A 25,338-nucleotide genomic window follows, 5' to 3' on the forward strand; every position below is an offset into this window, starting at 1 on the left:
CACGTTCTGCGGTCGGGCCCTGGTGTGACCACCAGGTTGCTTCCACCGTCATCGTTCTCCGTCGGGGGGCGGGCGCGCCGGCGACGACACCGCGCGGTCGGGAAGTGTCTGGCCGGCGGCATAGACTTGTCGCGCGATGCATCCTCTCTTCGACATTCCCGCGTCCCCGCCTGCGCCGGAGTCCGCGCCGGCCCGTCCGGACCGGTCCCGGCCGGCCGCCGTCCGCCTCGATCCGCAGCAGTTGCTCGCCGGGCTGAACGGGCCGCAGCGCGACGCGGTCACCCACGCCGGCTCTCCGCTGTTGATCGTCGCCGGTGCCGGGTCGGGCAAGACCCGGGTGCTCACCCACCGGATCGCCTACCTGCTCGCCGCGCGGGACGTGCACCCCGGCGAGATCATCGCCATCACCTTCACCAACAAGGCCGCCGGCGAGATGAAGGAGCGGGTGGCCGCGCTGGTCGGCCCGCGGGCCCGGCTGATGTGGGTGTCGACGTTCCACTCCGCGTGTGTCCGGATCCTGCGGGCCGAGCACGAGCACGCCGGGCTCAAGTCCACGTTCTCGATCTACGACGCGGACGACTCACGCCGGCTGATGCAGCTGGTCACCCGCGAGCTGGACCTCGACCCGAAGCGCTATCCGGCGCGCGGGCTGGCCGCCCAGGTCTCCAACCTGAAGAACGAGTTGGTCGACCCGGAGCAGTTCGCGCAGCGGGCCAAGGGGCCCAACGAGCGGGCGCTCGCCGAGGCGTACACGCTCTACCAGCGGCGGCTGCGCGAGGCGCACGCGCTCGACTTCGACGACCTGATCATGACCACGGTGCACCTGCTCCAGTCTCATCCACACGTGGCCGAGAGCTACCGTCGCCGGTTCCGGCACGTCCTGGTCGACGAATACCAGGACACCAACCACGCGCAGTACACGCTGATCAAGGAGCTGGTCTCCGGCACCGAGGGGCTGGAGCCGGCCGAGCTGTGCGTGGTCGGTGACGCCGACCAGTCGATCTACGCGTTCCGGGGCGCGACGATCCGCAACATCCTGGAGTTCGAGCGGGACTTCACCGACGCGCGGACGATCCTGCTGGAGCAGAACTACCGCTCCACCCAGACCATCCTGAACGCGGCCAACGCGGTGATCGACCGGAACACCTCCCGCAAGCCGAAGCGGCTGTGGAGCGAGGCTGGCGCCGGCGAGCAAATCGTCGGCTACGTGGCCGACACCGAGCACGCCGAGGCGGACTGGGTGGCCCGGGAGATCGACCGGCTGGTCGACGCCGACGAGACCCGCCCCGGCGACGTCGCCGTCTTCTACCGCACCAACGCCCAGTCCCGGGTCTTCGAGGAGGTGTTCATCCGGGTCGGCCTGCCCTACAAGGTGGTCGGCGGGGTGCGCTTCTACGAGCGCAAGGAGGTCCGCGACGCGCTCGCGTACCTGCGTTCGGTGGTCAACGACGACGACACGGTGAGCCTGCGGCGGGTGCTGAACACCCCGCGCCGGGGGATCGGCGACCGAGCGGAGGCGTGCGTCGAGGCGCTCTCCAGCCGCGACCGGATCTCCTTCGGCGCGGCGCTGCGCCGGGCCCGCGAGGCGCCGGGCATCTCCAGCCGGGCGGCCAACGGCATCGCCGACTTCGTGGCGCTGCTCGATGGTGCCCGGGAGCTGGCCGAGACCGGCACTCCGGAGGAGGTCCTGGAGGCGCTGCTGACCCGCTCGGGCTACCTCAGCGAGCTGGAGGAGAGCCTGGACCCGCAGGACGCCGGCCGGGTGGACAACCTCCAGGAGCTGGTCAGCGTCGCCCGGGAGTTCACCGAGCGGATCGAGGCGACCGGCGCCGAGGGCGAGCGGGCCACCCTGGCGGGCTTCCTGGAGCAGGTCGCACTGGTCGCCGACGCCGACCAGATCCCCTCCGACGACCCCGACCATCAGGGCGTGGTCACCCTGATGACGCTGCACACCGCCAAGGGGTTGGAGTTCCCGGTGGTCTTCCTGACCGGGCTGGAGGACGGCGTCTTCCCGCACCTGCGTTCGCTGGGCGACACCCGCGAGCTGGAGGAGGAGCGCCGGCTGGCGTACGTCGGCATCACCCGGGCCCGACAGCGGCTCTACCTCTCCCGGGCGGTGACCCGCTCGGCCTGGGGGCAGCCGGCCTACAACCCTCCGTCGCGGTTCCTGGAGGAGCTGCCGCCGGAGCTGGTGCACTGGGAGCGCACCGAGGGGTCGTACACCTCATGGGCCGGTGGGGGCGGCGGCGTCGGTGGTCGTGCGGACCGCGCGCCCGGCGTGCGGGGCACCTTCAGCGGGGGCACGCCGAAGGCGGCGCAGTTGGCCAAGCGCCTCGGGGTGGACGGCAGCCGACTGACCACGGCCAGCGAGCTGCCCCAGGGGCCGAAGGTGTCGGCGGGCGACCGGGTCAACCACCAGCGGTACGGGTTGGGGCGGGTCGTCGCCGTCGAGGGGCACGGCCCCGGTGCCCGCGCGCAGATCGACTTCGGTGACCAGACCATGTGGCTGGTGCTGCGGCACGCCCCGATCGACAAGCTCTGACCCGGCCGGGCCGAGACGTCGCCCGGCGTATCTGGCCCGCCCGCCCAAGATCGCACTATGTTGCGGAAAGAGTGGCCTCCGGCAGCGCGGACGCCACTCTTTCCGTGATGTCGTGTGGATCAGTACCCGGTCGAGGTGTGACCGGTCCAATCGGCTACTGCGAGCTCACTCTTGAGGTTTTCCTGTAGCTCAGCGAGCTTGGCGGTGACGTCGGCGCGGTGCGCCTCCGCGGGAAAGCGCCGGTGTTGTACGAGAACCTACAGCCGGCAGTAGGTCCTCACCACAGATGTCGGTGATCGGCGTGTGAGCCTGGAGCTCTGCGCTGGTTCTCGGGCCCCCTAAGAGCAGGACGTCCTGCAGCACCTCCTCACCCGCGCCCTCATCCGCTGACCGCTCTGATGGGTCTTCAAGGAGGAGTCTGCACCGGCTGCAGACTCCCACTCACCATCGAGCAGGTGCACCAGCCGCGTGAGCGCGCCGAATCAAGGGGCCGCTGCTTGAATCTCGGACGGGTCGGCTGCCGCGGTGGTGACCGCGTCAAGACCGCTGGCTTCCGGGCCAGGACCAGGGTCGAGTGAGTCAGGTCAGCACGCGGATCGGGCTGCCGTCGAGGAAGGCGCCGATGTCGTCCACGGCGTCGCGGAAGAACGTCGCGCAGTTCAGCTCGCTGACATAGCCGAGGTGCGGCGTGGCCAGCACGTTCGGCAGCGTACGGAACTCATGTCCGGCGGGCAGCGGCTCCTCGTCGAACACATCCAGCCCGGCCCCCGCGATCCGCCCCTCGCGCAGTGCGGACGCCAGGGCGGACTGGTCGACGATCGCCGCCCGCGAGGTGTTGACCAGGTAGGCGGTGGGCTTCATGAGCGCGAGTTCCCGCGCGCCGACGAGCCCGCGCGTCCGGTCGCCGAGCACCAGGTGAACGGAGACGACGTCGGAGCCGGCGAGCAGGGCGTCCAGGTCGGGGGCCCGCCGCGCGCCGCCCTCCTCGGCCCGCTCGCGCGTCAGGTTCTGGCTCCAGGCCAGCACGTCCATGCCGAACGCCCGCCCGACGGCCGCGACCTGCGACCCGATCCTGCCCAGGCCGAGCAGCCCGAGGGTGCGTCCGTGCAGGTCGGTGCCGAGGGTGTGCTGCCAGGGACCGCTGGTGCGCAGCGCGGTCGCCTCGGACACCAGGTGGCGGGCCAGGCCGAGGATCAACGCCCACGTCAGCTCGACCGTCGAGGTCCAGCCGCCGCCCGTGCCGCACACCGTGACGCCGTGCGCCCGCGCCGCCTCCAGGTCGATGGCGGCGTTGCTCATGCCGGTGGTGACGAGCAGCCGCAGGTGGGGGAGCCGGTCGAACACCTCGGCGGGGAACGGCGTGCGCTCCCGCATGGCGACCACGACCTCGCAGTCGCGGATGGCCGCCACGAGCTCGTCGGTGCTCGTGGAGTGCTCGCGGAAGCTGGTGACCCGGACCCGGGACCAGTCCGCCAGCCCGAGCGCCACCCCCTGGTAGTCGTCCAGCACGGCGCAGCGCAGATCAGTGGACATGACGAAGGACCGTACGCCCCCTGCTCCAGCTCATCGCTGCTTTGGCGCTGGAGTCCCGCTTGCGAGCAGGACGGCATATACAGGGGCGAGTCGAAGCGCACACCACCTCGGACCTGCGGTTGTTCCTGTGCTGGTACGCGGAGCGGTGTATCGATCCGCTGCAGGAGCCGCGACCATCTGGTGCGACCGCATCTCGCGACCAAGCCACCGGAACCTGGCCACGTCGGCGCCCAGCTGTAGGTCCTCAGCAGAGTTGTCGGTGCTCGGTGCGTTGGCCTGGAGACCTGCATTGGTTTCTCACTGGCTTGTCGGCAGGTTCTTCTCACCGATCTGTCGGTTTCTTGATGATCTTGATGGCCCACGCACTGCCTGACTGTGATCGTGGCGTTTGGGGTTAGCGGCAGCGTTATCGCAGCCGCTGCGGGGAACGCTTGATTAGCGACCCCGATCGGGACGCCGTCGGCCGGTCGGCTCAGACGCCCGCCAGCGCTTCCGTCGGCGTGAGCCGGGCGGCCCGCACGGCGGGGTAAAGTCCCGCGACCGTGCCGATCAGCAGCGTCGCGGCGAACCCGCCCGCCGTCGCCCACAGCGGCACCACGGCCGGCCAGTCCTGCGTGGCCGCGTACCCGCCGGTCACCACGACGCCGATCAGGATGCCGCGGAGGCCGCCGAGCGCGGACAGCAGCAGCGACTCCACCAGGAACTGCAGCAGGACCTGGCCGCGGGTGGCCCCGAGCGCCCGGCGCAGGCCGATCTCCGACCGGCGTTCGAGTACCGAGATGACCATCGTGTTCGTGACGCCGATGCCGCCGACCAGGAGCGCCACCGCGCCGAGGCCCAGCAGCAGGCCGCTGAACGTGTTCTCGGTGATCGTCCTGGCGGCCAGTGCGTCGGAAGGCCGCGAGACCAGGACCTCGGTGGGCGCCGTCGGTTTCACGGTGCGCGGAAGGGCCATGCGCACCTCGACCACCGCGTCCTCCGCCGTACGCGTGTAGACGGTCGTCGCGTGCCCGTCGAAGCCGAGGTAGGCCGCCGCGGCCGACCAGCCGATGAACACGGCGCGGTCCAGCTCCTCGGCCAGCGGCACCGGCCGCAGCACGCCCACCACGGTGAAGCGTTGCTTGCCGAGCACGATCTGCGGCTGTGCTGCGGCGTCGTCGATGCCGAGCCGCTGCGCCGCGGTCCAGCCCAGCACGGCGGTGGGGAAGTCGGCGGTGGGCAGGCTCAGCCAGCGCCCGCTGACCGGGCTGAGTCCGACCGTTTCCGGCAGGTCGAGGCGGCCCGCATAGACGGCGAGGCTGCCGGTCTGCGCGGGGTTGACGTGCTCGTTGCGGTACGCGTACACGTTGGGCAGCCGTCCGACCGCCGACACCGCCTCCACCGACGCGATTCTTGCGATCATGGGGATCGCCTCGTCCGGTAGGTGCGTCGGCGTGTCGTCCGACGATCTGCCCGGCTCGACAGTCAGCAGGTTGGTGCCCAGGTCGTCCAGCTGCCGGTCCAGTTCGGCCTGGCTGGAGCTGGAGATGCCGACCACGGCGATCATCGCGGCGATGCCGATCGCGATGCCGAGCGCGGACAGGAACACCCGCAGTCGGCGCGATCGCAGCCCGGCCGCGCCGACCCGCAGCACATCGCCCGGCGACAGCCGCCCGGGGCGGGGCGGGGCGCTCATACGGCCGCCCCGATCCGTGTGGCGAACGGCACCACGCCGGGTTCGCGCTCGTCGCGCACGATGAGCCCGTCGGAGACCTCGACCCGCCGCGGCAGCCGTGCCGCCAACTCCCGGTCGTGGGTGATGACCACGACGGTGGTGCCGGCCGCGTTCAGCTCCGTCAGCAGGCCCAGCACGGTCTCGCCCGAGGCGGAGTCGAGGTTGCCGGTGGGCTCGTCGGCCAGCAGCAGCGGCGGATCGCCGATCAGCGCCCGGGCGATCGCCACCCGCTGCCGCTCACCGCCGGAGAGCTCGTGCGGACGGTGGTGCAGCCGGTGGCCCAGGCCGACCCGTTCCAACGCGACGTCGGCCCGCCGCAGCCGCTGCTGCACTGCCGGGCGCTGCAGGCGTTCGGCCGCGCTGGAGTGCCGCGGCCTGCTGCGTGTCGACTTCTTCCTGCCCGCCGACGGCGGCGAGCCGGTCCTCAATGAGGTCAACACGTTCCCGGGGTTCACCGCCGCGTCGCAGTATCGCGCATCTGGCAGGCCGTCGGGATGTCATACCCCGACCTGCTGAACACGCTCGTGAACACCGCGGCGCGACGGCGGCCCGCTCCCTGACCGCCCTGGCCAGGCGGCACCGGGACGCCGCTGGGCCGGGCCACTCGGGGTAGGGCCCGGCCCGGCGGACACCTCGCGCCGGCCCGGGGACGTCGGCCGAAACCGAAAGATCTAGTGAGAACCAGCGCTCAGCAGCCCAGGTCGATGCCGCGCGCCCGCATGAACGGAGCCGGGTCGATCTGGTTCCACATGCCCTGGTGCACCTCGAAGTGCAGGTGCGGGCCGGTGGCGTCGCCGGTGGCGCCCTCGTAGCCGATCACCTGGCCGGCCTTGACCTTCTGGCCCACGGTGACCGCGATGCGGCTCTGGTGGGCGTAGTGGGTCAGGTAGCCGTTGCCGTGGTCGACGAAGACGGAGTTGCCGTACCCGTCGGAGGCGTCACCGGCCTGGACGACCGTGCCGGCGGCCGCGGCGTGGATCGGCGTACCGGAGGGCAGCGCCAGGTCGATGCCGGCGTGCAGGGTGCCCCAGCGCTGGCCGTAGCAGGAGGTGACCGAGGCGCCCGGCATCGGGTCGACCCAGGCCGGCGTCGGCTTCGTGGTCTTCTTCGGCTTGGGCTTCGGCTTCGCGGTGGCCGTCTTCGTCGGCGTGGGGATGGCGCTGGCCGCTGTCGGGCTCGCCGTCGGGCTGGCCGAGGGGGAGATTGGCGTGCTCGACTCGCGGGCGGAGCGGTCCGCCCGGCTGGCGGCCTCGGCCCGGGACTGCGCGTCCAGGGACACGGCGGTGGGCGCCGGGCGGTCCGGGCCGGTGGTGGCGACGGCGACGCCGCCCAGGCCGAGGGCCACCAGGGCGGCCGCGCCGAGCACGATGAGGCGGTTCCGCCGGCCGGCGCGCTGCGGTTGCTCGGCGGCGGTGTCGGGGGTGTTCTCGTTCTGGACGGGGCTGTCTTCCTGCACGGCGGACCTTCACAGTCGAGGGGCACTTGACCTCGAAATACTGGTGTCGGGCCGAGCCGGGGCAGGTACGGGGACCGGGAGGTAGGCCGACGGGTCGGGTACCGCCTGCCCGGATATGACCTGCTTAGGTGTGATCCATCCGGAAAACTGATCTTGTCGGGCAGTGTCGTCGACCACAGTTCGTTCTGTGATCCAGCAGACAATCACCCCGCGCAAGCGACAAAAAACCGCCCGGATTGACGGATCCGGGCGGTCAACGGCCAGTACGCAGCGTCAGGACGCGGCTACCTCGCTTTAGATTGCCTCGACTCCCAGCTTGATGTCCACTCTGCGGTCCTGCAGGAATGGCACGGGGTCGATCGGCTCGCCCTTGACATGGATCTCAAGGTGCAGGTGGGTGCCGTAGGCGTGACCGGTCTGGCCCACCAGGCCGAGCTGGTCGCCCGCCTTGACGTTCTGCCCCTCCTTGACGCTCAGCGCGGAGGAGTGGCCGTAGATGGCCTCGCTGCCGTCGGCGTGCTGGACGATCACCGCGTAGCCGTACCCGCCGAACCAGCCGGCCTTGGTGACCAGCCCGTCGTGGATCGCCACGTACGGCGTGCCCTCGGCAACCACCAGATCCACGCCGGTGTGCATCTTGCCCCAGCGCACCCCGTAGGGAGAGTTGAAGTCGTAGCCCTGCAGCGGCAGCAACCAGAGCTCGGGCTCGGCTTCGTCCGTGCTCCGGCTGTCCCGGGAGGCGCGGTCGGCGTTGTCCGCACGGGCCACGGCGTCCTGGCTGGTGACCGACGCCTGCTTCAGCTCGTCGAGCACCGACGGGCTGACGTCCTTGGCGTCCGGCAGGGCGCTGGCGCCGAGCGCGACGATGCCGGCTCCGACGAAGGCGGTGGTGACGACCGCGGCGTAACGGCTACGCGGGGGGGTGGGTACGCGGCGACGACCGCGATATCTATCGGGCTCAGACGACAGGCGCTGGCGCACGCACACCCTCCGTTGTCGGGGTTCCGAGGCGACCGGTGGACGTTCGTGAAGCTCTGGTGAACGTCCGCTGACCGCGTCGTCACCCGTCCTTGGACTCGATGACAACCGTGGACACGTTAGCCAACCACCAGGCGAGTCACAAGCCAAAGCGCCGAATTGGCGTGTCGATCTGTCCGTTTGCGTCCGTGATTGTCATGCCTCGTGACGTCATTCGGTGCCCTCGTTACTGCCCGTTCGTCGCCGACCGTGACCGGTCCGGCGGAGTCGTCCGGCTTGACGGCGAGGGTCGTCGGCATCCGCCCGCGCGCTCACCCGTACTCCCCGTGACCGAGCCCCCGGCGGTGCCGCAGCGCCGGGCGCGTTTTCCGGCCCGGATTTCCCGGGCCCGGCCGGCCGGGTTACCGTTCGTTCAGGTGAAGGCCGTGGAGCCGGTGAAAGGTGTGCGCTGATGAGCTCTCGTATTCGGGTCGTCGTCGCCAAGCCAGGCCTGGACGGCCACGACCGGGGCGCCAAGGTGGTCGCGCGGGCCCTGAGGGACGCTGGGATGGAGGTCGTCTACACCGGCCTGCACCAGACTCCCGAGCAGATCGTGGAGACCGCCATCCAGGAGGACGCGGACGCCGTCGGTCTCTCCGTTCTCTCCGGCGCGCACATGACGCTCTTCCGTCGGGTGCTGGAACTGCTCGGTGAGCGGGACGCGCGGGACATCGTCGTGTTCGGCGGCGGCATCATCCCCAACGGCGACATCCCCGAGCTGGAGAAGCTGGGCGTCGCCAAGATCTTCACGCCGGGCGCCACCACGCAGTCGATCGTCGAGTGGGTCCGGCAGAACGTCGCGCAGCCGGTCGCCTGAGGCGCGCCGGAACGGGTCGTCGGACGGGGCCGGGCACGGGGGAGGGGCCGGACGCACCCCTCACACGTCCGGCCCCTCTATGCACGATGCCCCGCCGCCACCCCTCGACCGACAGGGCATCGGCCGTCTCCCGTCATCGCGCTGATCAGCGCTCCGACACCTGACTCAACGACGCCCCGACGGCCGGGTTACGCACCCCCGGCAACATCGCCCGGACGGCTGACGCCGCCCGCGCCGCGCCGGGAACCGGCCGTGTCCGACGCCTGGTTGTGCATTACCGCACACCGCGCACCCGCTCGGTTGCCGGTCGTGCCCACCTCGTTAGGCTGCGGCCAATGGCCTGTGTCAAGTGATGACAGGCGTCAAACTGTTTTCTGAACGCTGGTGGCGGCGCGACGGCGCGCCGCGGAGACGGGACGGGACGCGCAATCGTGGACCTGTACGAGTACCAGGGGCGGGACCTGTTCGAGCGGCACGGCTTGCCCGTGCTTGCCGGCGGCGTCGCCACTACCCCGGAGGAGGCCCGCGCGATCGCCGAACGCCTCGGCGGTCGGGTGGTCGTCAAGGCGCAGGTGAAGGTCGGCGGCCGAGGCAAGGCCGGCGGCGTCAAGCTGGCCGAGGGCCCGGATGAGGCGGTGGCCAGGGCCACCGACATCCTGGGCATGGACATCAAGGGCCACACCGTCCACAAGGTCATGATCACGGTGACGGCGGACGTGGCCGAGGAGTACTACTTCTCGTACCTGCTCGACCGGGCGAACCGCACCTTCCTCTGCATCGCCAGCGTCGCTGGCGGCATGGACATCGAGCAGGTCGCCGCCGAGACCCCGGATCGCGTGGTCAAGGCCTCGATCGACGCGAACGTCGGTGTCGACGAGGCCAAGGCGCGGGAGATCGTTTCCGCCGCCGGCTTCCCGGCCGAGGTCGCCGACCAGGTGGTCGAGGTGGCCGTCGGCCTGTGGCAGGCGTTCGTCGCCGAGGACGCCACCCTCGTCGAGGTCAACCCGTTGGCGAAGAACGGCGACGGGCGGATGCTGCTGCTCGACGCCAAGATCACCCTCGACGAGAACGCCGCGTTCCGGCACCCGGACCACGAGGCCCTGGTCGACCAGGCCTCGGTGGACCCGCTGGAGCAGGCCGCCAAGGAGAAGGACCTCAACTACGTCAAGCTCGACGGCGAGGTCGGCATCATCGGCAACGGCGCGGGTCTGGTCATGTCGACCCTCGACGTGGTCGCGTACGCCGGTGAGCGGCACGGCAACGTCAAGCCGGCGAACTTCCTCGACATCGGCGGCGGCGCGAGCGCCGCGGTGATGGCGAACGGCCTGGAGATCGTCCTCTCCGACCCGTCGGTGAAGAGCGTCTTCGTCAACGTCTTCGGCGGGATCACCGCCTGCGACGCGGTCGCCAACGGCATCGTGCAGGCGCTGGCCCTGCTCGAGCAGCGTGGCGAGAAGGTCACCAAGCCGCTCGTCGTCCGGCTCGACGGCAACAACGCCGAGGCCGGCCGGGCGATCCTCGACGACGCGAACAACCCGCTGATCCAGCGGGTCGACACCATGGACGGCGCGGCCGAGCGGGCCGCCGAGCTGGCAGCTGCGGGGGTCTGATCATGGCTATCTGGCTGACCAAGGACTCCAAGGTCATCGTGCAGGGGATGACCGGTTCCGAGGGTTCCAAGCACACCCGGCGGATGCTCGCCGCCGGCACCAACGTCGTCGGTGGCGTCAACCCGCGCAAGGCGGGCCAGAAGGTCGACTTCGACGGCACCGAGCTGCCGGTCTTCGCGTCCGTGGCGGACGCCATGGCCGAGACCGGGGCCGACGTCACGGTCATCTTCGTCCCGCCGCAGTTCACCAAGGCCGCCGTGGTCGAGGCGATCGACGCCGCGATCCCGCTGGCCGTGGTGATCACCGAGGGCGTGCCGGTGCACGACACCGCCGCGTTCTGGGCGTACAACCTTGCGCAGGGCGAGCAGACCCGGATCATCGGGCCGAACTGCCCGGGCATCGCCTCGCCGGGCGCCTCCAACGCCGGCATCATCCCGGCCGACATCACCGGCTCCGGCCGGATCGGTCTGGTCAGCAAGAGCGGCACGCTGACCTACCAGATGATGTACGAGCTGCGCGACATCGGCTTCTCCACCTGTGTCGGCATCGGTGGCGACCCGATCATCGGGACCACCCACATCGACGCCCTGAAGGCGTTCGAGGCCGACCCGGAGACCGACGCCATCGTCATGATCGGTGAGATCGGCGGTGACGCCGAGGAGCGGGCCGCCGAGTTCATCAAGGCGAACGTCACCAAGCCGGTCGTCGGCTACATCGCCGGCTTCACCGCGCCTCCGGGCAAGACCATGGGCCACGCCGGGGCGATCATCTCCGGTTCGGCCGGCACCGCCGAGGCGAAGCAGGCGGCGCTGGAGGCGGTCGGAGTCAAGGTCGGCAAGACGCCGACCGAGACCGCCCGCCTGATGCGCGAGATCATGTCCGGCAGCTGAGCAGACCAGGCAACACCGCAGGGGGTCGACCGGTTCCGGTCGGCCCCCTGCGCGTACCACTGCGTGGTTGCGCTCCGTATGCGAGCGGGCCGCCGGCCGGGGCGTGGCGCGGGCCGCGGTCGAGCAGGTGTGCCATCTGGCCGCCACCGACTACCGGCTCGCCGTGCTCACCGCGGTGACCACCCTCGACAACCCGGCGTCCCAGGCGGTGCTGGCACGCACCGGATTCACCGTGACGGGCGAGATCCGTGGCGACGGCCGCCCCGGCCTGCGGTACGAGCGTCGACTCGTCGGCTGACCAGTCCGCTCAGTCGTTGTTCCAGAACGGGTAGTTGCCGGTGGAGCGCAGGACCGCTCCTCCGATGATGTTGATCACGCCGAACGCGATGGCGAGATAGCCGAGGACCGGCGACTGGTTGTACCGCCGGGCGTCGCGGATGGACAGGTAGCCGAAGACGATGCCGAGGATGCCGCAGCAGATCAGGCCCAGCACGATGCCCAGCACGCCCCAGAGGGTGGTCCGGTCCCGTCCCCTCGCCGGTGGGGGTGGGGGTGGGGGGTATGCGCTCGTCACGGCGTCCTCCCGGCGGTCATGGGCGGTGGGCCGACCTGGACCGCGACCGGCGGACCCGACCCGGGCGGCGGTGACAGCCGACCCCTCGGGGCCGAGGCTAGACCGGGCCGGGCGTCCCGAAGCCGGATTCGGTCAACTCGCCGCCCTTCGGGGTGAGTTAACGGACTGCTCCCGCACCCGCGACGTGCCAGAGTAGAGCCGATGTCCCCCGTCACCCCTGACCATCCCAGCCGTGCCGGCGGTGTGAGCGCCGACGACCGGCCCGTCGGCCGTGCCGCGCCGGCCCGGCGGGTGCCCGCGCCCCGCGCCGGTGGGTCGCCGCGCGGGCGCGCACCACTGCCCGTCGCCGCAGGGGTGGCCGCCGGCTGGGCCGCACTCACCTCGTACCTGCCGGTCGCCATCGTGCTCGGCCTGGTCCGGCTCGGCCCGGATTCCGCGACGTTGAGCGGCACCCTGCGCACCGCGTTGGCCGGCTGGCTCCTCGGGCACGGTGTGCCGCTGCGCACCGAGTCCGGCCCGTTCGCGCTCGCCCCGCTGGCGCTGACCGTGCTCGCGCTCTGGCGGCTCACCCGGGCCGGCGTGCACGTCAGCCGTGCGATCGGCGCCCGCGACACCCGCTCACCACCCCGGGCACTGCTCGCCGCGAGCGCGGTCGGCATCGCGTACGCGCTGCTCGGCGCCCTGGCGGCGGTGCTGGTCGGCGCCGGCGGGCCGGCGGTGTCCCCGGTACGGGCGGCGGCCACGTTCGCGGTCGTCGGCACGCTCGCCGCGCTGGTCGGCGCGACCCAGATCACCGCCGTCACCCGGCTGCTCGTCGCCCGGATGCCGCGGCCACTACGGGACGGCGTGCGCACCGGGCTGGTGGCCGTGCTGCTGCTGCTCGGGGCGGGTGCCGGCGCGGCTGGCCTGGCGGTGGCCACCGGCGGTGGAGACGCGGCCGACATGATCGGGGCGTACCGGACCGGCGTGGCCGGGCAGGCCGGGATCACGCTGGTCAGCGTGGCGTACGCGCCGAACGCCGCGATCTGGTCGACGAGCTATCTGCTCGGGCCGGGCTTCGCGGTCGGCACCGACACCGCGGTCCGCACCAGCGAGGTGTCGGTCGGCGCACTGCCGGCCGTACCGCTGCTCGCCGGCCTGCCGCGCGGCCCGGTGGACGGCCTCGGCGCCCTGCTGCTCGCGGTGCCGGTGCTGGCCGGGATGGTCGCCGGCTGGCTGCTCGCCCGCCGCGTGGCCCGGGTCGCCGGCCCGGAGCGGGCCCCGCGGCGCTGGGCCCAGTTGCTGACGCCAGCAGCGTTGGCCGGGCCGGTGGCCGGCGTGCTGGTCGGCGTGGCCGCCGAGATCTCCGGCGGTCCGCTCGGCGCCGGCCGGCTGGCGCAGCTCGGGCCGGTGGCCTGGCAGGTCGGGCTCGTGACGGCCGGTGTCATCGCGGTTGGCGCGCTGCTCGGCGCCGCCGCCACCCGCGCACTCACCCGCGTCCCAGCTCAGTAGCCGCGCGCCGCCGGTGCGACCGCGGGGCGCCCCGGACGAATCCGGAGCGCCCCGTCACGACCGAACCGGTCAGGGCTGGGTCGGCAGATTGACCTGCGCCACGACGCTCAGGATGATCAGCAGGATGCCCAGCCCGACAGCGACAGCGCCGCAGATCAGGCCGGCCTTGGCCTGCCCGGCGTTGCTGGCCTGGCCCTGGGCGACCTTCTGCCGGGCCAGGTACCCGGTCACCACGCCCGCGATGCCGAGCGGGATGCCCAGGTAGAAGCAGCAGAGCAGCGGGATCGACGCGATGCCGAGAATCATCGACACCAGGCCGAGGGTGTTGTTCTGTCCCTGCTGCTGCGGGTAGCCGGCATTCGGGTACGTCGGCGTGCCGTACGGCGGCTGCTGCTGCTGCTGGCCGTACGGGTCCTGGTACGGCTGCTGCTGGCCGTACGGCTGCCCCGAGGTGGGCTGCTGGCCGTACGGGGCGGCCGGCTGCTGGCCGTACGGGTTCTGCGGCTGCTGGCCGTACGGGGCGGCCGGCGGCGGGGCGTACGGGTCGTGCGGCGGCTGGGGGGCGGTCGGGTCCTGATTGGGCTGCTGGCCGTACGGGTCCTGACCGGGGTTACCGGGCTGCATTCGAGAAGCTCCTTGGACTGGTTTCGTCAGTAGCTGCTGTTGTCGCTACTCATGATCGCGCCCAGACCGCCCAAAGCACAGCACACCAAGAAGATGGCATACCACGCAATGCCCACGATCAGGGCCCACTTCGACCACTTCCGCGACTCCGCCGCGGCCGCCTGGGCCCCGGCGAAGTCACCCTGCTGGAGCAGCGGGTTGACCTTCGACGCGTTGATGATCGCCGGGATGGCCAGCGGCCAGAAGAGGAAGATGGCGACGATCGACATCGTCATGTTGTTGTTGATCGGCGGCGGCTGTTGCTGGGGGTGGTAACCGGGCTGCACGGGTGCTCCTCATTCCAACGACACGGCTGGCGTGCCGGATCAGCGACGGGGGTGCGGGCCGGCACAGCGTCCAGCCCGAGCGACCGGCAGCGTACCGGGTCGATGCCCGTCAGCACTGTCAAAGATCGGCGCGCCGCCCAGCCGATGGGCGCCCTGACCTGCCCGATAGGGTGGCCCGGTGACCGAGCCCGCGTCCGCCGCCCGCATCGTCGTCCTCGTCTCCGGCTCCGGAAGCAACCTGCAGGCGCTGCTGGACGCCGCCGCCGACCCCGCGTACGGCGCGCAGGTCGTCGCGGTCGGCGCGGACCGCGAAGGCATCGCGGGCCTGGACCGGGCCGCGGCCGCCGGCGTGCCGACGTTCGTCGAGCGGGTCCGCGACCACGACACCCGGGAGGGCTGGGACGCCGCGCTCACCGCGCACGTCGCGAAGCACCAACCCGACCTGGTCATCTCCGCCGGGTTCCTCAAACTGGTCGGCCCGCACTTCCTCGCCACCTTCGGTGACCGCTACCTGAACACACACAACACCCTGCTGCCGGCGTTCCCCGGCATCCACGGCCCGCGCGACGCTCTCGCCTACGGCGTGAAGCTCACCGGGGCCACGCTCTTCTTCGTCGACGCCGGCATGGACACCGGGCCGATCGTGGCGCAGGTCGCGGTTCCGGTGCTCGACTCCGACGACGTGGAGGCGCTCACCGAGCGCATCAAGGAAGCCGAGCGGCGCCAGCTCGTCGAGCAGGTCGGCCGTCTGGTCCGCGAAGGCTGGACCATCACCGGAAGGAAGGTCACGGTTCCGTGAGTTCCACTCAGGACGGGCGCCGCCCGATCAGGCGGGCGCTGGTCAGCGTCTACGACAAGACCGGGCTGGTCGAGCTGGCCCAGGCCCTGCACGCGGCCGGTGTGGAGATCGTGTCCACCGGCAGCACGGCGGGCACCATCGCCGCCGCCGGCGTGCCGGTGACGCCGGTGGAGACGGTGACCGGCTTCCCCGAGGTGCTCGACGGCCGGGTGAAGACCCTGCACCCGAAGGTCCACGCCGGTCTCCTCGCCGACCTGCGCAAGGACACCCACGTGGCGCAGCTCGACGAGCTGGGAGTGGCCGCGTTCGACCTGCTGGTCTCCAACCTCTACCCGTTCCAGGCGACCGTCGCCTCCGGCGCCGGCGTCGAGGAGTGCGTGGAGCAGATCGACATCGGCGGCCCGGCCATGGTCCGAGCCGCCGCCAAGAACCACGCGTCGGTAGCCGTGCTCACCGACCCGTCCGGGTACCCGGCGCTGCACGCCGCGCTCGGCGAGGGCGGGTTCACCCTCGCCGAGCGCCGCGCGCTGGCCGCCCGGGCGTTCGCCGACATCGCCGAGTACGACGTGGCGGTGGCCCAGTGGTGCGCGCAGGAGCTGGCACCGGCCGACGACTCCTGGCCGGCGTTCGCCGGGCAGGCGCTGCGCAAGTCCGCCGTGCTGCGCTACGGGGAGAACCCGCACCAGCCGGCCGCGCTCTACACCGACCCGGACGCTCCGGCGGGGCTGGCCCAGGCCGAGCAACTGCACGGCAAGGAGATGTCCTACAACAACTACGTCGACGCGGACGCCGCCTGGCGGGCTGCGAACGACTTCGCCGACCAGCCGGCCGTCGCGATCATCAAGCACGCCAACCCGTGCGGCATCGCGGTGGGCGCGGACGTGGCCGAGGCGCACCGCAAGGCACACGCTTGCGACCCGGTGTCGGCGTACGGCGGGGTGATCGCGGTCAACCGGTCGGTCTCGGTCGAGCTGGCCCGGCAGGTGGCCGACATCTTCACCGAGGTGGTCGTCGCCCCCGGCTTCGACGAGGGCGCGGTGGAGGTGTTGCAGGGCAAGAAGAACATCCGGCTGCTGCGCGCGCCGGCCTGGAACCCGGCGAGGGTCGAGTGGCGGCCGGTGACCGGTGGCGTGCTGACCCAGGTCGCCGACCGGGTGGACGCCCCCGGCGACGACCCGGCGAGCTGGCGGCTGGCGACCGGGGAGGCGGCGGACGAGGAACTGCTGCGCGACCTCGCGTTCGCCTGGCGGGCGGTCCGCGCGGTGAAGAGCAACGCGATCCTGCTCGCCCGGGGCGGCGCCACCGTCGGGGTCGGCATGGGGCAGGTCAACCGGGTCGACTCGGCTCAGCTGGCGGTCAGCCGGGCGGGCGCCGACCGGGCCCGGGGGTCCGTCGCCGCGTCGGACGCGTTCTTCCCGTTCGCCGACGGCCCGAAGATCCTCATCGACGCCGGCGTCCGCGCCATCGTGCAGCCCGGCGGCTCGATCCGCGACGAAGAGGTCATCGCCGCGGCCAAGGAAGCCAACGTCACCATGTACCTGACCAACACCCGCCACTTCTTCCACTAACCACCGGCCGGGCCGGTCCCCGGCCCGGCGATCATGAAGTTATTGCGCGGCTGATCGGCGTGTCGGGACAATAACTTCATGATCAACGGCGCTGGGCGCCCGGGGCCCGGGTGGGGTTAGGCAGCGGTTGGGCGGAGTTCGGCGAAGTGGCAGGCCGACGGGTGTGGGTCTGCGGCGCGGGGCACGGTTTGCGGATCCTCGACGGCGCAGATGTCCTGGGCCTTCCAGCAGCGGGTCCGGAAGTGGCAGCCGCTCGGCGGGTCGGCCGGGCTGGGCACGTCGCCGACCAGCCGGATCATGTTGCGCTGCTCGCGTGCCTCCGGGTCTGGGACCGGCACCGCCGAGAGCAGCGCCTGGGTGTACGGGTGGGTGGCCCGCTCGTAGATCTCGTCCTCGGTGCCGGTCTCGACGATCCGGCCGAGGTACATGACCGCGACCCGGTCGGCGATGTGCCGCACCACGGAGAGGTCGTGGGCGATGAAGATGTACGAGAGCCCGAACTCGTCCTGGAGCTGCTCCAGCAGATTGATCACCTGGGCCTGGATGGAGACGTCCAGCGCCGACACCGGCTCGTCGCAGACGATCACCTCGGGCCGCAGCGCGAGCGCCCGGGCGATGCCGATGCGCTGGCGCTGACCGCCGGAGAACTGGTGCGGGTACCGGTTGATGTGCTCCGGGTTGAGCCCGACCACATCGAGCAGTTCCTGGACCCGTCGATCCCGGCTGCCCTTCGGCGCGGCGTCGCGGTGGATCTCGAAGGGCTCACCGATGATGTCGCCGACGGTCATCCGCGGGTTGAGCGAGGTGTACGGGTCCTGCATGACCATCTGCATGTTGCGGCGCAGCCGGCGCAGCTCGGCCCCGGACGCCTTGAAGAGGTCCTTGCCCTCGAGGGTGGCGCTCCCGGAGGTGGGCGTCTCCAGCCGCATCAGCAGCCGGGCGAGGGTGGACTTCCCGCAGCCGGACTCGCCGACCACGCCCAGCGTCTCACCGCGGCGCAGCTCGAAGCTCACGCCGTCGACGGCCTTGACCGCGCCGATCTGCCGTTGGAACAACACGCCCTGACTGATCGGGAAGTGCTTGACCAGGTTGTCGACGGAGAGGATGGTCTCGCCCCGGACCTTGGTGGAGCTAGCGGGCGCTGTCATCACGGACCTCCTGCGCGAAGTGGCAAGCGCTGGTCCGGCCGTCGCCGAGAACCAGGTCGTGCGGCACCGCGTCCACGCAGACCTGCTGCACGTACGGGCACCGGGGGTGGAACGGGCAACCGGAGGGGATGCGCATCAGGTTCGGCGGGAGCCCCTTGATCGTCGACAGCTCCTGGCCGCGGACGTCCATCCGCGGGATCGACTCCAGCAACCCCTTGGTGTACGGGTGGGCCGGCGCCTTGTAGAGCGAGCGGACGTCGGCGTGCTCGACGATCCGGCCGGCGTACATGACCGCGATCCGGTCCGCGACGCCGGCGACCACGCCCAGGTCGTGGGTGATCAGGATCATCGCCATGTTCAGGTCCCGGCGCAGGTCGGCCAGCAGGTCCATGATCTGGGCCTGCACGGTGACGTCGAGCGCCGTGGTGGGCTCGTCGGCGATCAGCACCTTCGGGTTCAGCGCCAGCGCCATGGCGATCATGACGCGCTGCCGCATGCCTCCGGAGAACTGGTGCGGGTAGTCACCGATCCGCTTTGCGGCACCCGGGATCTTGACCAGGTCCATCAGCTCGATGGCACGCTGGCGGGCGTCAGTTCGTGACATGCCGTCGCGCTGGCGCAGCGTCTCGCCGATCTGCCAGCCGACCGGGAACACCGGGTTCAGCGCGGAGAGCGCGTCCTGGAAGATCATCGCGATCTCCTTGCCGCGGACCTGCCGGCGCTGTTCCTCGGAGCGGGTGAGCAGGTCCTGACCCTGGTAGAGGATCTGGCCGGAGCGGATGACCGCGGGCGGAGTGTCCAGGATGCCCATGATCGCCTGGGCGGTGACCGACTTGCCGGAGCCGGATTCGCCGAGTACGGCGAGGGTCTCCCCGGCGTCCAGGTGGTAGGACACGCCGTTGATCACCCGGGCCACACCCTCGTTGGTCCGGAACTCGACGTGCAGGTCCCGGAGTTCCAGCAGGTGGCCGCCCTCGGGCGTGGCGGAGGCGGGCGTGGGTTGGACGGTGGAGTGGGTCATGAGAGGTTCACCGCAGCTTCGGGTCGAAGGCGTCACGGATCGCGTCGCCGAGCATGATGAACGCCAGCACGGTCAGCGCGAGGAAGGCCGACGGGACGATCAGCGGCGTGGCCGCCTCCCGCATGTGGATGCGGCCGGTGTCGATGTCCTGGCCCCACGAGATGGTCGGCGCCTTCAGGCCGATGCCCAGGAACGAGAGCGTCGCCTCGGCGGCGATGAAGGAGCCGAGCGCGATGGTCAGCACGACGATGGCCGGGGCCAGCGAGTTCGGCAGGATGTGCCGCCACATGATCCGGCCGTGGCCGGCGCCGAGCATCCGGGCCGCCGCCACGTAGTCCTGCTCCTTGGCGGTGATCACCGAGGAGCGCACGACCCGGGCGGCCGTGGTCCAACCCAGGATCGCCAGCACGAAGATCACCGCGGCGATCCGGGCGTTCACGCTGTCGCTGGACACTCGCTTGAGCAGCACGATCGCGGCCAGCAGCAGCGGGATGCCGAGCACCACGTCGATCACCCGGGAGAGCACCGCGTCGACCCAGCGGCCGAAGTAGCCGGCCACCATGCCGACCACCAGCGCGATGACCCCGGTCCCGAGCGCGGAGAGCGCGCCGACCAGCAGCGAGGCCCGGGTGCCGTAGACCGCCCGGGAGTACGTGTCGCAGCCCTGGAAGTCGTACCCGAAGATCGCGCCTCCGGACGGTCCGGCGTGCTGCCGGGAGAGCACGCAGTCGTTCGGGCTGTTGGCGGTGAAGATCCCGGGGGCCAGGGCCATCAGGGTGAAAACGACGACCAGCGCCAGCGAGATCCAGAAGATCGGGTTGCGGCGCAGGTCGCGCCAGGCGTCCCCGGCCAGGCTGCGGGCCTTGTTCGCCGCGCCGATCTGGTTCGGCGTGCCCGGCTCGCCCGAGGGGCCACGGCGTGCGGCCTGGTTCTCGGTGGCCGCCACAGTTTCAAAGTCACTCATAGCGGATCCTCGGGTCGAGTACGGCGTACAGGACGTCCACCACCAGGTTCGAGACCAGGTAGACCACGACGAGCACGCTGACGATGCCCACCACCAGGGGGCCGTCCTCGGTGCGGATGCCGCGGAAGAGGTTGAAGCCCACGCCGGGGATGTTGAAGACGCCCTCGGTGATGATCGCGCCGCTCATCAGGTTGCCCAGTTCCACACCGAGGAAGGTGACCACGGGGATGAGCGAGTTCCGCAGCACGTGCACGGTGACGATGCGGCGCTTGACCAGGCCCTTGGACCGGGCGGTCCGTACGTAGTCGGCGCGCAGGTTCTCCGCCACCGAGGTGCGGGTCAGTCGCAGCGCGGTGGCCAGCGACAGCGAGCCGAGCACGATGCCCGGCAGCAGCAGCGCGTAGAACGTCGGCTCGGAGCCGGCGGTGGGCGGGAAGAGCCGCCACTTGACGCCCAGGAAGTACTGCGCGAGGGGCGCCAGCACGATGGTCGGGATGCCCAGCACCAGCAGGGTCAGCACCAGCGTCGAGTTGTCGAAGATGCTGGCCCGGCGGATGCCGGCGACCACGCCGGCGGTGACTCCGAAGATGATCGCCACGGCGAGCGCGATGAGCGCGAGTTTCACGGTGACCGGCCAGGCAGCCTGCAGGATGTCGCCGATCTGGCGACCGGTCAGCGACTGGCCGAGGTCGCCCTGGAGCAGGCTCTTGACGTAGTCGAAGTAGCGGTAGAAGAAGCCGCCGACGCCGGTGGCGTCCAGGTGGTACTTCTCGGTCAGGTAGGCCCGCTGGGCTTCGGTCACCGGGCGCTCGCCGGCGAGCGCCTGGATGGGGTCGCCCTGGCCGGCGAACATCAGCGCGTAGACGATCAGGGTGGTCCCGAAGAACGCCAGGACCATCTGCAGTAGGCGCCGCAAGATGTAGCGGAACATGCTTAGCAGTCTCTCCGGAAATGTGCGAAAGGGTCGCAGGACGGCATCTCTGGTCGTACCCGAAATATCCGGGATGCCTGCCGTTCGGCCCGGGGATGGCCGGCGCTACCGATGCCGGGTCCGTTGTCCGGGCCCGGGGAGCGCGGTCCGGGCCACCCGGGCGTCATCGCCCGGGTGGCCCGCACCATGGTCAGCTCAGCTGGCTGCTTCGATCTTGACGAGGTTGACCCGCTGGAACAGGTCCATCTCGACATTCTTGACCTTGGACGAGTGGCCGAACACGTTCTCGCCGAAGCGGAGCGGGATGACCGGCATGTCCTTGGCCAGGATGTCCTCCGCCTGCTGGTACTTGGCGATCGCCTCGTCCTGCGTCTTGGCGGCGGAACCCTCCTTGACGAGCTTGTCGAACTCCGGGTTGCTGTAGCCGTAGTAGTTCGACGAACCGTTGGTGCTGTACAGCGGGCCGAGGTAGTCCTCCATGGTCGGGTAGTCCATGACCCAACCCATCCGGAACATGCCCACCGGCTGCTTCTTCTCGACCTTGGTCAGCAGGTCGGCGAACTTCGGCTCGGTCGAGCCGACGACGTCGACACCCAGGTTGGTCTTCAGCTGGTTGACCGTGGCGTCGACCCAGTCCTTGTGGCCGCCGTCCCCGTTGTAGGAGATGACGATCTTCGACGGGCCGCCGGCGGCCTGGTAGAGCCTCTTGGCCTCGGTCGGGTTGAACTCCCCGGCCGCACCAGCGGTGTTGTCCCGGTAGCCCGGCAGCACCGGCGAGACGAACGAGCGGGCCGACTGCTGCGAACCCTTGAAGACCGACTTGCTGATCTCGTCCCGGTCGATCGCCATCGAGATGGCCTTGCGCACGTCCGGGTTGCTGTAGTCCTTGTCGAACGTCGGGAACGCGAGGAACTGGAACGACGACATGGGGCTGGTCTTGTACCGGTCACCCAGGTCGGTCGGAGCGGTGCTCAGGCTCTCGGTCGGGATCGTGGGCAGCACGTCCAGGTTGTCCGCCAGGACGTCCGCGTAGGCCGCGGTGAGCTGCTGGTAGATCCGGAACTCGACGTCCTTCACCTTGGGCTTCTCGCCCGGGTAGGCGTCGTACCGCTCGACAACGATCTTGCTGTCGTGCTGCCAGGTGCCCTTCATCTTGAAGGGGCCCTGCCCGATCGGCGCCTGCTCGTAGGAGTCCTTGAGCACGCCCGGGGCCGAGAACGCGGCCTCCGGCATCGGGTAGAACGCGGTGTAGCCGAGCATCGTCCGGAAGTCGATGTACGGGTCGGCGAGCGTCACCTGGAAGGTGAGGTCGTCGACCTTCTTCAGACCGGACATCTCCTTCGCCTTCGGCGCCTTGCCCTGCAGGTCCGGGTAGCCAGCGATCTTCTCGAAGAAGAAGTTGCTGTCCTGCCCGTTGGGGGCGTACGCGCCGTAGTTCCAGGCGTTGATGTAGTCCTCGGACGTGACCTTCTCACCGTTGTGGAAGGTGTAGCCGTCCTTGAGCTTGACCGTCCAGACCTTGTTGTCCGACGACGTCACGGACTCGGCCGCGACCTCGTACGGCTTGTTCTGGGCGTCGTAGTCGACGAGCGGGGAGAACAGGCCGGTGAGCACCTGCGCACCGGACGTCTCGGTGGTGTTGGTCGGAACCAGGTGCTTCGGTTCCGCGATCTGGATGCTGACAGCTGAACTGCCGCTGCTGGACCCACCGTCTCCGCCGCTGCCGCAGGCCGCGAGGCCCAGCGTCACCGCGAGCGGGAGGGCGGTCCAGGCGGCGAGCCTACGAACTCGCATTGAGCCTCCTCATCTCCTCACGCTGCGCAGTCAAGCCCGACGCTGGGTTTACGCTGCGCAACAAGCGGTAACGGTAGGTCGGGCAACCGCCTTCGGCAACGAGCCGGTTGCGGCTGCATAACGGTCCGGGATGGCTTTCCTTGCCGAGTGCGGGGAGGCCTGCTACCCCAGACGGGGCTTAACCGGACTGACCTGCTTTTTCGCCGGTCGATTTCACGCCTGTTGTGGTGCCTCCGCCCTCGCTGGCCTGCTCTGGGTCGAATGCCGCCCCCCACCCTGCTGTGCCGACCTGTCCGGTTCGGCGGTGATCAGCTCCACAAAACGTCACGGAGAGTGACTAGCGACACGTCACAGTTCGTGACCGGCGGCGAGTGGCAGGGATCTCGGCAGCCGGTCCCGGACTGAGGTCGTCCGAACGGTCGGCGGTGGCCGTGAGACGATCTGGTCGTGACGGCGACGCTTCTGGACGGCAAGGCGACCGCGGCGGAGATCAAGGATGAGCTGCGGATACGGGTGAAGGCGCTCGCGGAGCGTGGCATCACCCCCGGGCTGGGCACGGTGCTGGTCGGGGCGGACCCGGGCAGCCAGGCGTACGTCAACGGCAAGCACCGGGACTGCGCCGAGGTGGGCATCGCCTCCATCCGCCGGGAGCTGCCGGCCGACGCCACCCAGCAGCAGGTCGACGACGTCCTGGCCGAGCTGAACGCCGACCCGGCGTGCCACGGCTACATCGTCCAGCTGCCGCTGCCGGCCCACCTGGACACCCAACGGGTACTGGAGCTGATCGACCCGGCCAAGGACGCCGACGGCCTGCACCCGGTCAACCTGGGCCGGCTCGTCCTCGGCTACGACGGCCCGCTGCCCTGCACGCCGCGCGGCATCGTGGAGCTGCTCCGGCGGCACGATGTGGCGCTGCGCGGCGCCACCGTCGCGGTGGTCGGCCGGGGCAACACCGTCGGCCGTCCGCTCGGGCTGCTGCTCACCCGGCGCAGTGAGAACGCCACCGTCACCCTGTGCCACACCGGCACGCTCGACCTCGCCTCGCACACCCGGGCCGCCGACATCGTCATCGTCGCGGCCGGCGTACCGGGCCTGCTCACCGCCGACATGATCAGTCCTGGCGCGGTGGTGGTGGACGTCGGCATCACCCGGGTGATCGGCGCGGACGGCAAGGGCCGGTACACCGGCGACGTGGACCCGGGCGTGGCCGAGACGGCCGGCGCGCTGGTCCCGATGCCCGGCGGCGTCGGCCCGATGACCCGGGCGATGCTGCTCAGCAACGTCGTCGAACGCGCCGAGCGCGGCTGAGGTGTAACGAAGGGCACCCTGCGGACGCTCGTGCGGGTGAGCGGACGTTCCGTGTCGAACCAGGCCGTAACCATCCGCCCCTGACCTGATCGGTGCCAGGATGACTGATACGGTCCGGAAAACCGACTGGTATCAGGGAGTGGGACGACCATGGGTAAGAAGGTCACTGTCGTCGGGGCTGGCTTCTACGGCTCCACCACCGCACAGCGCCTGGCCGAGTACGACGTCTTCGACACCGTAGTGATCACCGACATCGTGGAGGGCAAGCCCGCGGGTCTCGCACTCGACCTCAACCAGTCGCGGGCCATCGAGGGCTTCGAGACCAAGGTGGTCGGCGCGACCACCGGCCCGAACGGCGAGGGCTACGAGGCCATCGAGGGCTCCGACGTCGTGGTGATCACCGCTGGCCTGCCGCGCAAGCCGGGCATGAGCCGGATGGACCTGCTGGAGACCAACGCCAAGATCGTGCGGCAGGTCGCCGAGAACGTCGCCAAGTACGCCCCGAACGCCGTCGTCATCGTGGTCTCCAACCCGCTGGACGAGATGACCGCCCTGGCGCAGCTCGCCACCCAGTTCCCGAAGAACCGGGTGCTCGGCCAGGCCGGCATGCTCGACAGTGCCCGGTTCAGCAACTTCGTCGCCGAGGCGCTCAACGTGCCGGTGGCGTCGGTCCGCACGCTGACCCTGGGCTCGCACGGCGACACCATGGTCCCGGTGCCCTCGAAGAGCACGGTCAACGGCAAGCCGCTGCGGGAGGCGATGCCGGCGGCGCAGATCGAGGAGCTGGTGGTCAAGACCCGCAACGGTGGCGCCGAGGTGGTCGCGCTGCTCAAGACCGGTTCCGCGTACTACGCCCCGTCCGCCGCGGCGGCCCGGATGGCGAAGGCCGTCGCCGAGGACTCCGGCGAGGTCATGCCGGTCTGCGCGTGGGTCGACGGCGAGTACGGCATCGACGGCGTCTACCTGGGCGTCGAGGCCGAGATCGGCGCCGAGGGCGTCAAGCGGGTCGTCGAGACCGACCTGGACGCCGACGAGCGGGCCAGCCTCCTGGCGGCCGCCGAGGCCGTCCGCGCCAAGCAGGGCGACGTCGCGAACATGTGACCCGAACCACCGCTCCGCGAAGGGCGCGCCGGCGAAGCCCGCGCGCCCGGCGGGGGGGCCCCCCCCCCGCCCCCCCCCCCGGGGGAGAGGGGGGGGGGGCCGCGGCGCGG

The 25,338-nt window shown here is 70.8% G+C and carries 23 protein-coding genes and 1 pseudogene; 11 read left to right on the top strand and 13 right to left on the bottom strand.

Annotated elements, in window-relative coordinates; all coding sequences use genetic code 11:
* Positions 1-136 precede the first annotated feature (136 nt).
* Entirely contained in the window at positions 137-2,542 is a 2,406-nt protein-coding gene (gene pcrA, locus ACWD5O_RS20865) for a DNA helicase PcrA (RefSeq protein WP_450086271.1), read from the top strand.
* 579 nt (positions 2,543-3,121) lie between these two features.
* On the opposite strand, the gene ACWD5O_RS20870 is transcribed toward pcrA, so the two are convergent.
* The 3 genes and pseudogenes from ACWD5O_RS20870 to ACWD5O_RS20880 all read right to left on the bottom strand — a co-directional run.
* Entirely contained in the window at positions 3,122-4,075 is a 954-nt protein-coding gene (locus ACWD5O_RS20870; RefSeq protein ID WP_450086272.1) for a D-2-hydroxyacid dehydrogenase family protein, read from the bottom strand.
* Between the two features lie 472 nt (positions 4,076-4,547).
* Positions 4,548-5,750 (bottom strand): ABC transporter permease, encoded by a 1,203-nt coding sequence (locus ACWD5O_RS20875; RefSeq protein ID WP_450086273.1) that lies wholly within the window; start codon positions 5,748-5,750, stop codon positions 4,548-4,550.
* Positions 5,747-6,151: pseudogene (locus tag ACWD5O_RS20880) on the bottom strand (ABC transporter ATP-binding protein); the annotation flags it as partial. The pseudogene ACWD5O_RS20880 and the gene ACWD5O_RS20875, both read right to left, overlap by 4 nt.
* 34 nt (positions 6,152-6,185) lie before the next feature.
* On the opposite strand from ACWD5O_RS20880, the gene ACWD5O_RS20885 reads away from it, so the two are divergent.
* Positions 6,186-6,305 carry a hypothetical protein gene (locus tag ACWD5O_RS20885; RefSeq protein WP_449935092.1) on the top strand — a complete coding sequence of 40 codons (120 nt, stop codon included), beginning with the start codon at positions 6,186-6,188 and terminating at the stop codon, positions 6,303-6,305.
* Positions 6,306-6,477: 172 nt separating this feature from the next.
* Here the strand turns inward: ACWD5O_RS20885 and ACWD5O_RS20890 are convergent, their stop codons facing one another.
* Positions 6,478-7,245: a M23 family metallopeptidase gene (locus ACWD5O_RS20890; protein WP_354964693.1), complete on the bottom strand. Its 768-nt coding sequence runs from the start codon at positions 7,243-7,245 to the stop codon at positions 6,478-6,480.
* A gap of 294 nt (positions 7,246-7,539) precedes the next feature.
* Positions 7,540-8,226, bottom strand: a complete 687-nt coding sequence (locus tag ACWD5O_RS20895) for a M23 family metallopeptidase (protein WP_450086274.1) — start codon at positions 8,224-8,226, stop codon at positions 7,540-7,542.
* Positions 8,227-8,674: 448 nt separating this feature from the next.
* On the opposite strand from ACWD5O_RS20895, the gene ACWD5O_RS20900 reads away from it, so the two are divergent.
* The 4 genes from ACWD5O_RS20900 to ACWD5O_RS20915 all read left to right on the top strand — a co-directional run bounded on the left by ACWD5O_RS20900 (position 8,675) and on the right by ACWD5O_RS20915 (position 11,877).
* On the top strand, positions 8,675-9,079 hold the full coding sequence (locus ACWD5O_RS20900; RefSeq protein WP_074314422.1) for a cobalamin B12-binding domain-containing protein: 405 nt from the start codon (positions 8,675-8,677) through the stop codon (positions 9,077-9,079).
* 431 nt (positions 9,080-9,510) lie between these two features.
* Positions 9,511-10,689 (top strand): ADP-forming succinate--CoA ligase subunit beta, encoded by a 1,179-nt coding sequence (sucC, locus tag ACWD5O_RS20905; RefSeq protein ID WP_354964691.1) that lies wholly within the window; start codon positions 9,511-9,513, stop codon positions 10,687-10,689.
* 2 nt (positions 10,690-10,691) lie between these two features.
* Positions 10,692-11,579 (top strand): succinate--CoA ligase subunit alpha, encoded by an 888-nt coding sequence (sucD, locus tag ACWD5O_RS20910; protein ID WP_354964690.1) that lies wholly within the window; start codon positions 10,692-10,694, stop codon positions 11,577-11,579.
* Between the two features lie 67 nt (positions 11,580-11,646).
* Positions 11,647-11,877 (top strand): GNAT family N-acetyltransferase, encoded by a 231-nt coding sequence (locus ACWD5O_RS20915; RefSeq protein WP_354964689.1) that lies wholly within the window; start codon positions 11,647-11,649, stop codon positions 11,875-11,877.
* Between the two features lie 9 nt (positions 11,878-11,886).
* Here ACWD5O_RS20915 and ACWD5O_RS20920 read toward each other — a convergent pair whose 3' ends face one another.
* Positions 11,887-12,153 (bottom strand): DUF4190 domain-containing protein, encoded by a 267-nt coding sequence (locus ACWD5O_RS20920; RefSeq protein WP_354964688.1) that lies wholly within the window; start codon positions 12,151-12,153, stop codon positions 11,887-11,889.
* Between the two features lie 201 nt (positions 12,154-12,354).
* On the opposite strand from ACWD5O_RS20920, the gene ACWD5O_RS20925 reads away from it, so the two are divergent.
* Positions 12,355-13,644: a cell division protein PerM gene (locus ACWD5O_RS20925; protein WP_450086275.1), complete on the top strand. Its 1,290-nt coding sequence runs from the start codon at positions 12,355-12,357 to the stop codon at positions 13,642-13,644.
* 69 nt (positions 13,645-13,713) lie between these two features.
* Here ACWD5O_RS20925 and ACWD5O_RS20930 read toward each other — a convergent pair whose 3' ends face one another.
* Complete coding sequence (locus ACWD5O_RS20930) at positions 13,714-14,268, bottom strand: DUF4190 domain-containing protein (RefSeq protein WP_354964686.1); 555 nt, start codon at positions 14,266-14,268, stop codon at positions 13,714-13,716.
* Between the two features lie 26 nt (positions 14,269-14,294).
* Positions 14,295-14,594 (bottom strand): CD225/dispanin family protein, encoded by a 300-nt coding sequence (locus ACWD5O_RS20935; protein ID WP_354964685.1) that lies wholly within the window; start codon positions 14,592-14,594, stop codon positions 14,295-14,297.
* Positions 14,595-14,772: 178 nt separating this feature from the next.
* Here ACWD5O_RS20935 and purN point away from each other — a divergent pair, with 178 nt between their 5' ends.
* Both purN and purH read left to right on the top strand, forming a co-directional pair.
* Entirely contained in the window at positions 14,773-15,393 is a 621-nt protein-coding gene (purN, locus tag ACWD5O_RS20940; protein ID WP_354964684.1) for a phosphoribosylglycinamide formyltransferase, read from the top strand.
* Complete coding sequence (purH, locus tag ACWD5O_RS20945) at positions 15,390-16,961, top strand: bifunctional phosphoribosylaminoimidazolecarboxamide formyltransferase/IMP cyclohydrolase (RefSeq protein WP_354964683.1); 1,572 nt, start codon at positions 15,390-15,392, stop codon at positions 16,959-16,961. The genes purN and purH overlap by 4 nt, the downstream gene beginning before the upstream one ends.
* A gap of 116 nt (positions 16,962-17,077) precedes the next feature.
* On the opposite strand, the gene ACWD5O_RS20950 is transcribed toward purH, so the two are convergent.
* From ACWD5O_RS20950 to ACWD5O_RS20970, 5 genes are all read right to left on the bottom strand, one after another.
* Complete coding sequence (locus ACWD5O_RS20950) at positions 17,078-18,109, bottom strand: ABC transporter ATP-binding protein (protein ID WP_354964682.1); 1,032 nt, start codon at positions 18,107-18,109, stop codon at positions 17,078-17,080.
* The gene (locus ACWD5O_RS20955) at positions 18,093-19,130 is read right to left on the bottom strand and encodes an ABC transporter ATP-binding protein (protein WP_354964681.1); all 1,038 of its coding nucleotides are present in this window, start codon (positions 19,128-19,130) and stop codon (positions 18,093-18,095) included. Before ACWD5O_RS20955 ends, ACWD5O_RS20950 begins: the two co-directional genes overlap by 17 nt.
* A 7-nt stretch (positions 19,131-19,137) precedes the next feature.
* Positions 19,138-20,094, bottom strand: coding sequence for an ABC transporter permease (locus ACWD5O_RS20960; RefSeq protein WP_354964680.1), 957 nt, complete (start codon positions 20,092-20,094; stop codon positions 19,138-19,140).
* On the bottom strand, positions 20,087-21,025 hold the full coding sequence (locus ACWD5O_RS20965) for an ABC transporter permease (RefSeq protein WP_450086276.1): 939 nt from the start codon (positions 21,023-21,025) through the stop codon (positions 20,087-20,089). The genes ACWD5O_RS20960 and ACWD5O_RS20965 overlap by 8 nt, the downstream gene beginning before the upstream one ends.
* 195 nt (positions 21,026-21,220) lie before the next feature.
* Positions 21,221-22,819 (bottom strand): peptide ABC transporter substrate-binding protein, encoded by a 1,599-nt coding sequence (locus ACWD5O_RS20970; protein ID WP_354964679.1) that lies wholly within the window; start codon positions 22,817-22,819, stop codon positions 21,221-21,223.
* Between the two features lie 447 nt (positions 22,820-23,266).
* Between ACWD5O_RS20970 and ACWD5O_RS20975 the strand changes: the two genes are divergently transcribed.
* Positions 23,267-24,127 carry a bifunctional methylenetetrahydrofolate dehydrogenase/methenyltetrahydrofolate cyclohydrolase gene (locus ACWD5O_RS20975; RefSeq protein ID WP_449935085.1) on the top strand — a complete coding sequence of 287 codons (861 nt, stop codon included), beginning with the start codon at positions 23,267-23,269 and terminating at the stop codon, positions 24,125-24,127.
* 150 nt (positions 24,128-24,277) lie between these two features.
* A complete protein-coding gene (locus ACWD5O_RS20980; protein WP_450086277.1) occupies positions 24,278-25,228 on the top strand; it encodes a malate dehydrogenase in 951 nt (316 codons plus the stop codon).
* Positions 25,229-25,338: the final 110 nt, after the last annotated feature.

The sequence above is a fragment of the Micromonospora sp. NPDC005161 genome, assembly GCF_053599855.1.

Bases quoted from the DNA above. Each gene is read 5' to 3' on its own strand.
- ACWD5O_RS20950 (WP_354964682.1), bottom strand. From the start codon at position 18,109: ATGACAGCGCCCGCTAGCTCCACCAAGGTCCGGGGCGAGACCATCCTC.
- ACWD5O_RS20875 (WP_450086273.1), bottom strand. From the start codon at position 5,750: ATGAGCGCCCCGCCCCGCCCCGGGCGGCTGTCGCCGGGCGATGTGCTG.
- pcrA (WP_450086271.1), top strand. From the start codon at position 137: ATGCATCCTCTCTTCGACATTCCCGCGTCCCCGCCTGCGCCGGAGTCC.
- ACWD5O_RS20930 (WP_354964686.1), bottom strand. From the start codon at position 14,268: ATGCAGCCCGGTAACCCCGGTCAGGACCCGTACGGCCAGCAGCCCAAT.
- ACWD5O_RS20960 (WP_354964680.1), bottom strand. From the start codon at position 20,094: ATGAGTGACTTTGAAACTGTGGCGGCCACCGAGAACCAGGCCGCACGC.
- ACWD5O_RS20980 (WP_450086277.1), top strand. From the start codon at position 24,278: ATGGGTAAGAAGGTCACTGTCGTCGGGGCTGGCTTCTACGGCTCCACC.
- ACWD5O_RS20970 (WP_354964679.1), bottom strand. From the start codon at position 22,819: ATGCGAGTTCGTAGGCTCGCCGCCTGGACCGCCCTCCCGCTCGCGGTG.
- ACWD5O_RS20955 (WP_354964681.1), bottom strand. From the start codon at position 19,130: ATGACCCACTCCACCGTCCAACCCACGCCCGCCTCCGCCACGCCCGAG.
- sucD (WP_354964690.1), top strand. From the start codon at position 10,692: ATGGCTATCTGGCTGACCAAGGACTCCAAGGTCATCGTGCAGGGGATG.
- ACWD5O_RS20870 (WP_450086272.1), bottom strand. From the start codon at position 4,075: ATGTCCACTGATCTGCGCTGCGCCGTGCTGGACGACTACCAGGGGGTG.
- ACWD5O_RS20900 (WP_074314422.1), top strand. From the start codon at position 8,675: ATGAGCTCTCGTATTCGGGTCGTCGTCGCCAAGCCAGGCCTGGACGGC.
- ACWD5O_RS20925 (WP_450086275.1), top strand. From the start codon at position 12,355: ATGTCCCCCGTCACCCCTGACCATCCCAGCCGTGCCGGCGGTGTGAGC.
- ACWD5O_RS20965 (WP_450086276.1), bottom strand. From the start codon at position 21,025: ATGTTCCGCTACATCTTGCGGCGCCTACTGCAGATGGTCCTGGCGTTC.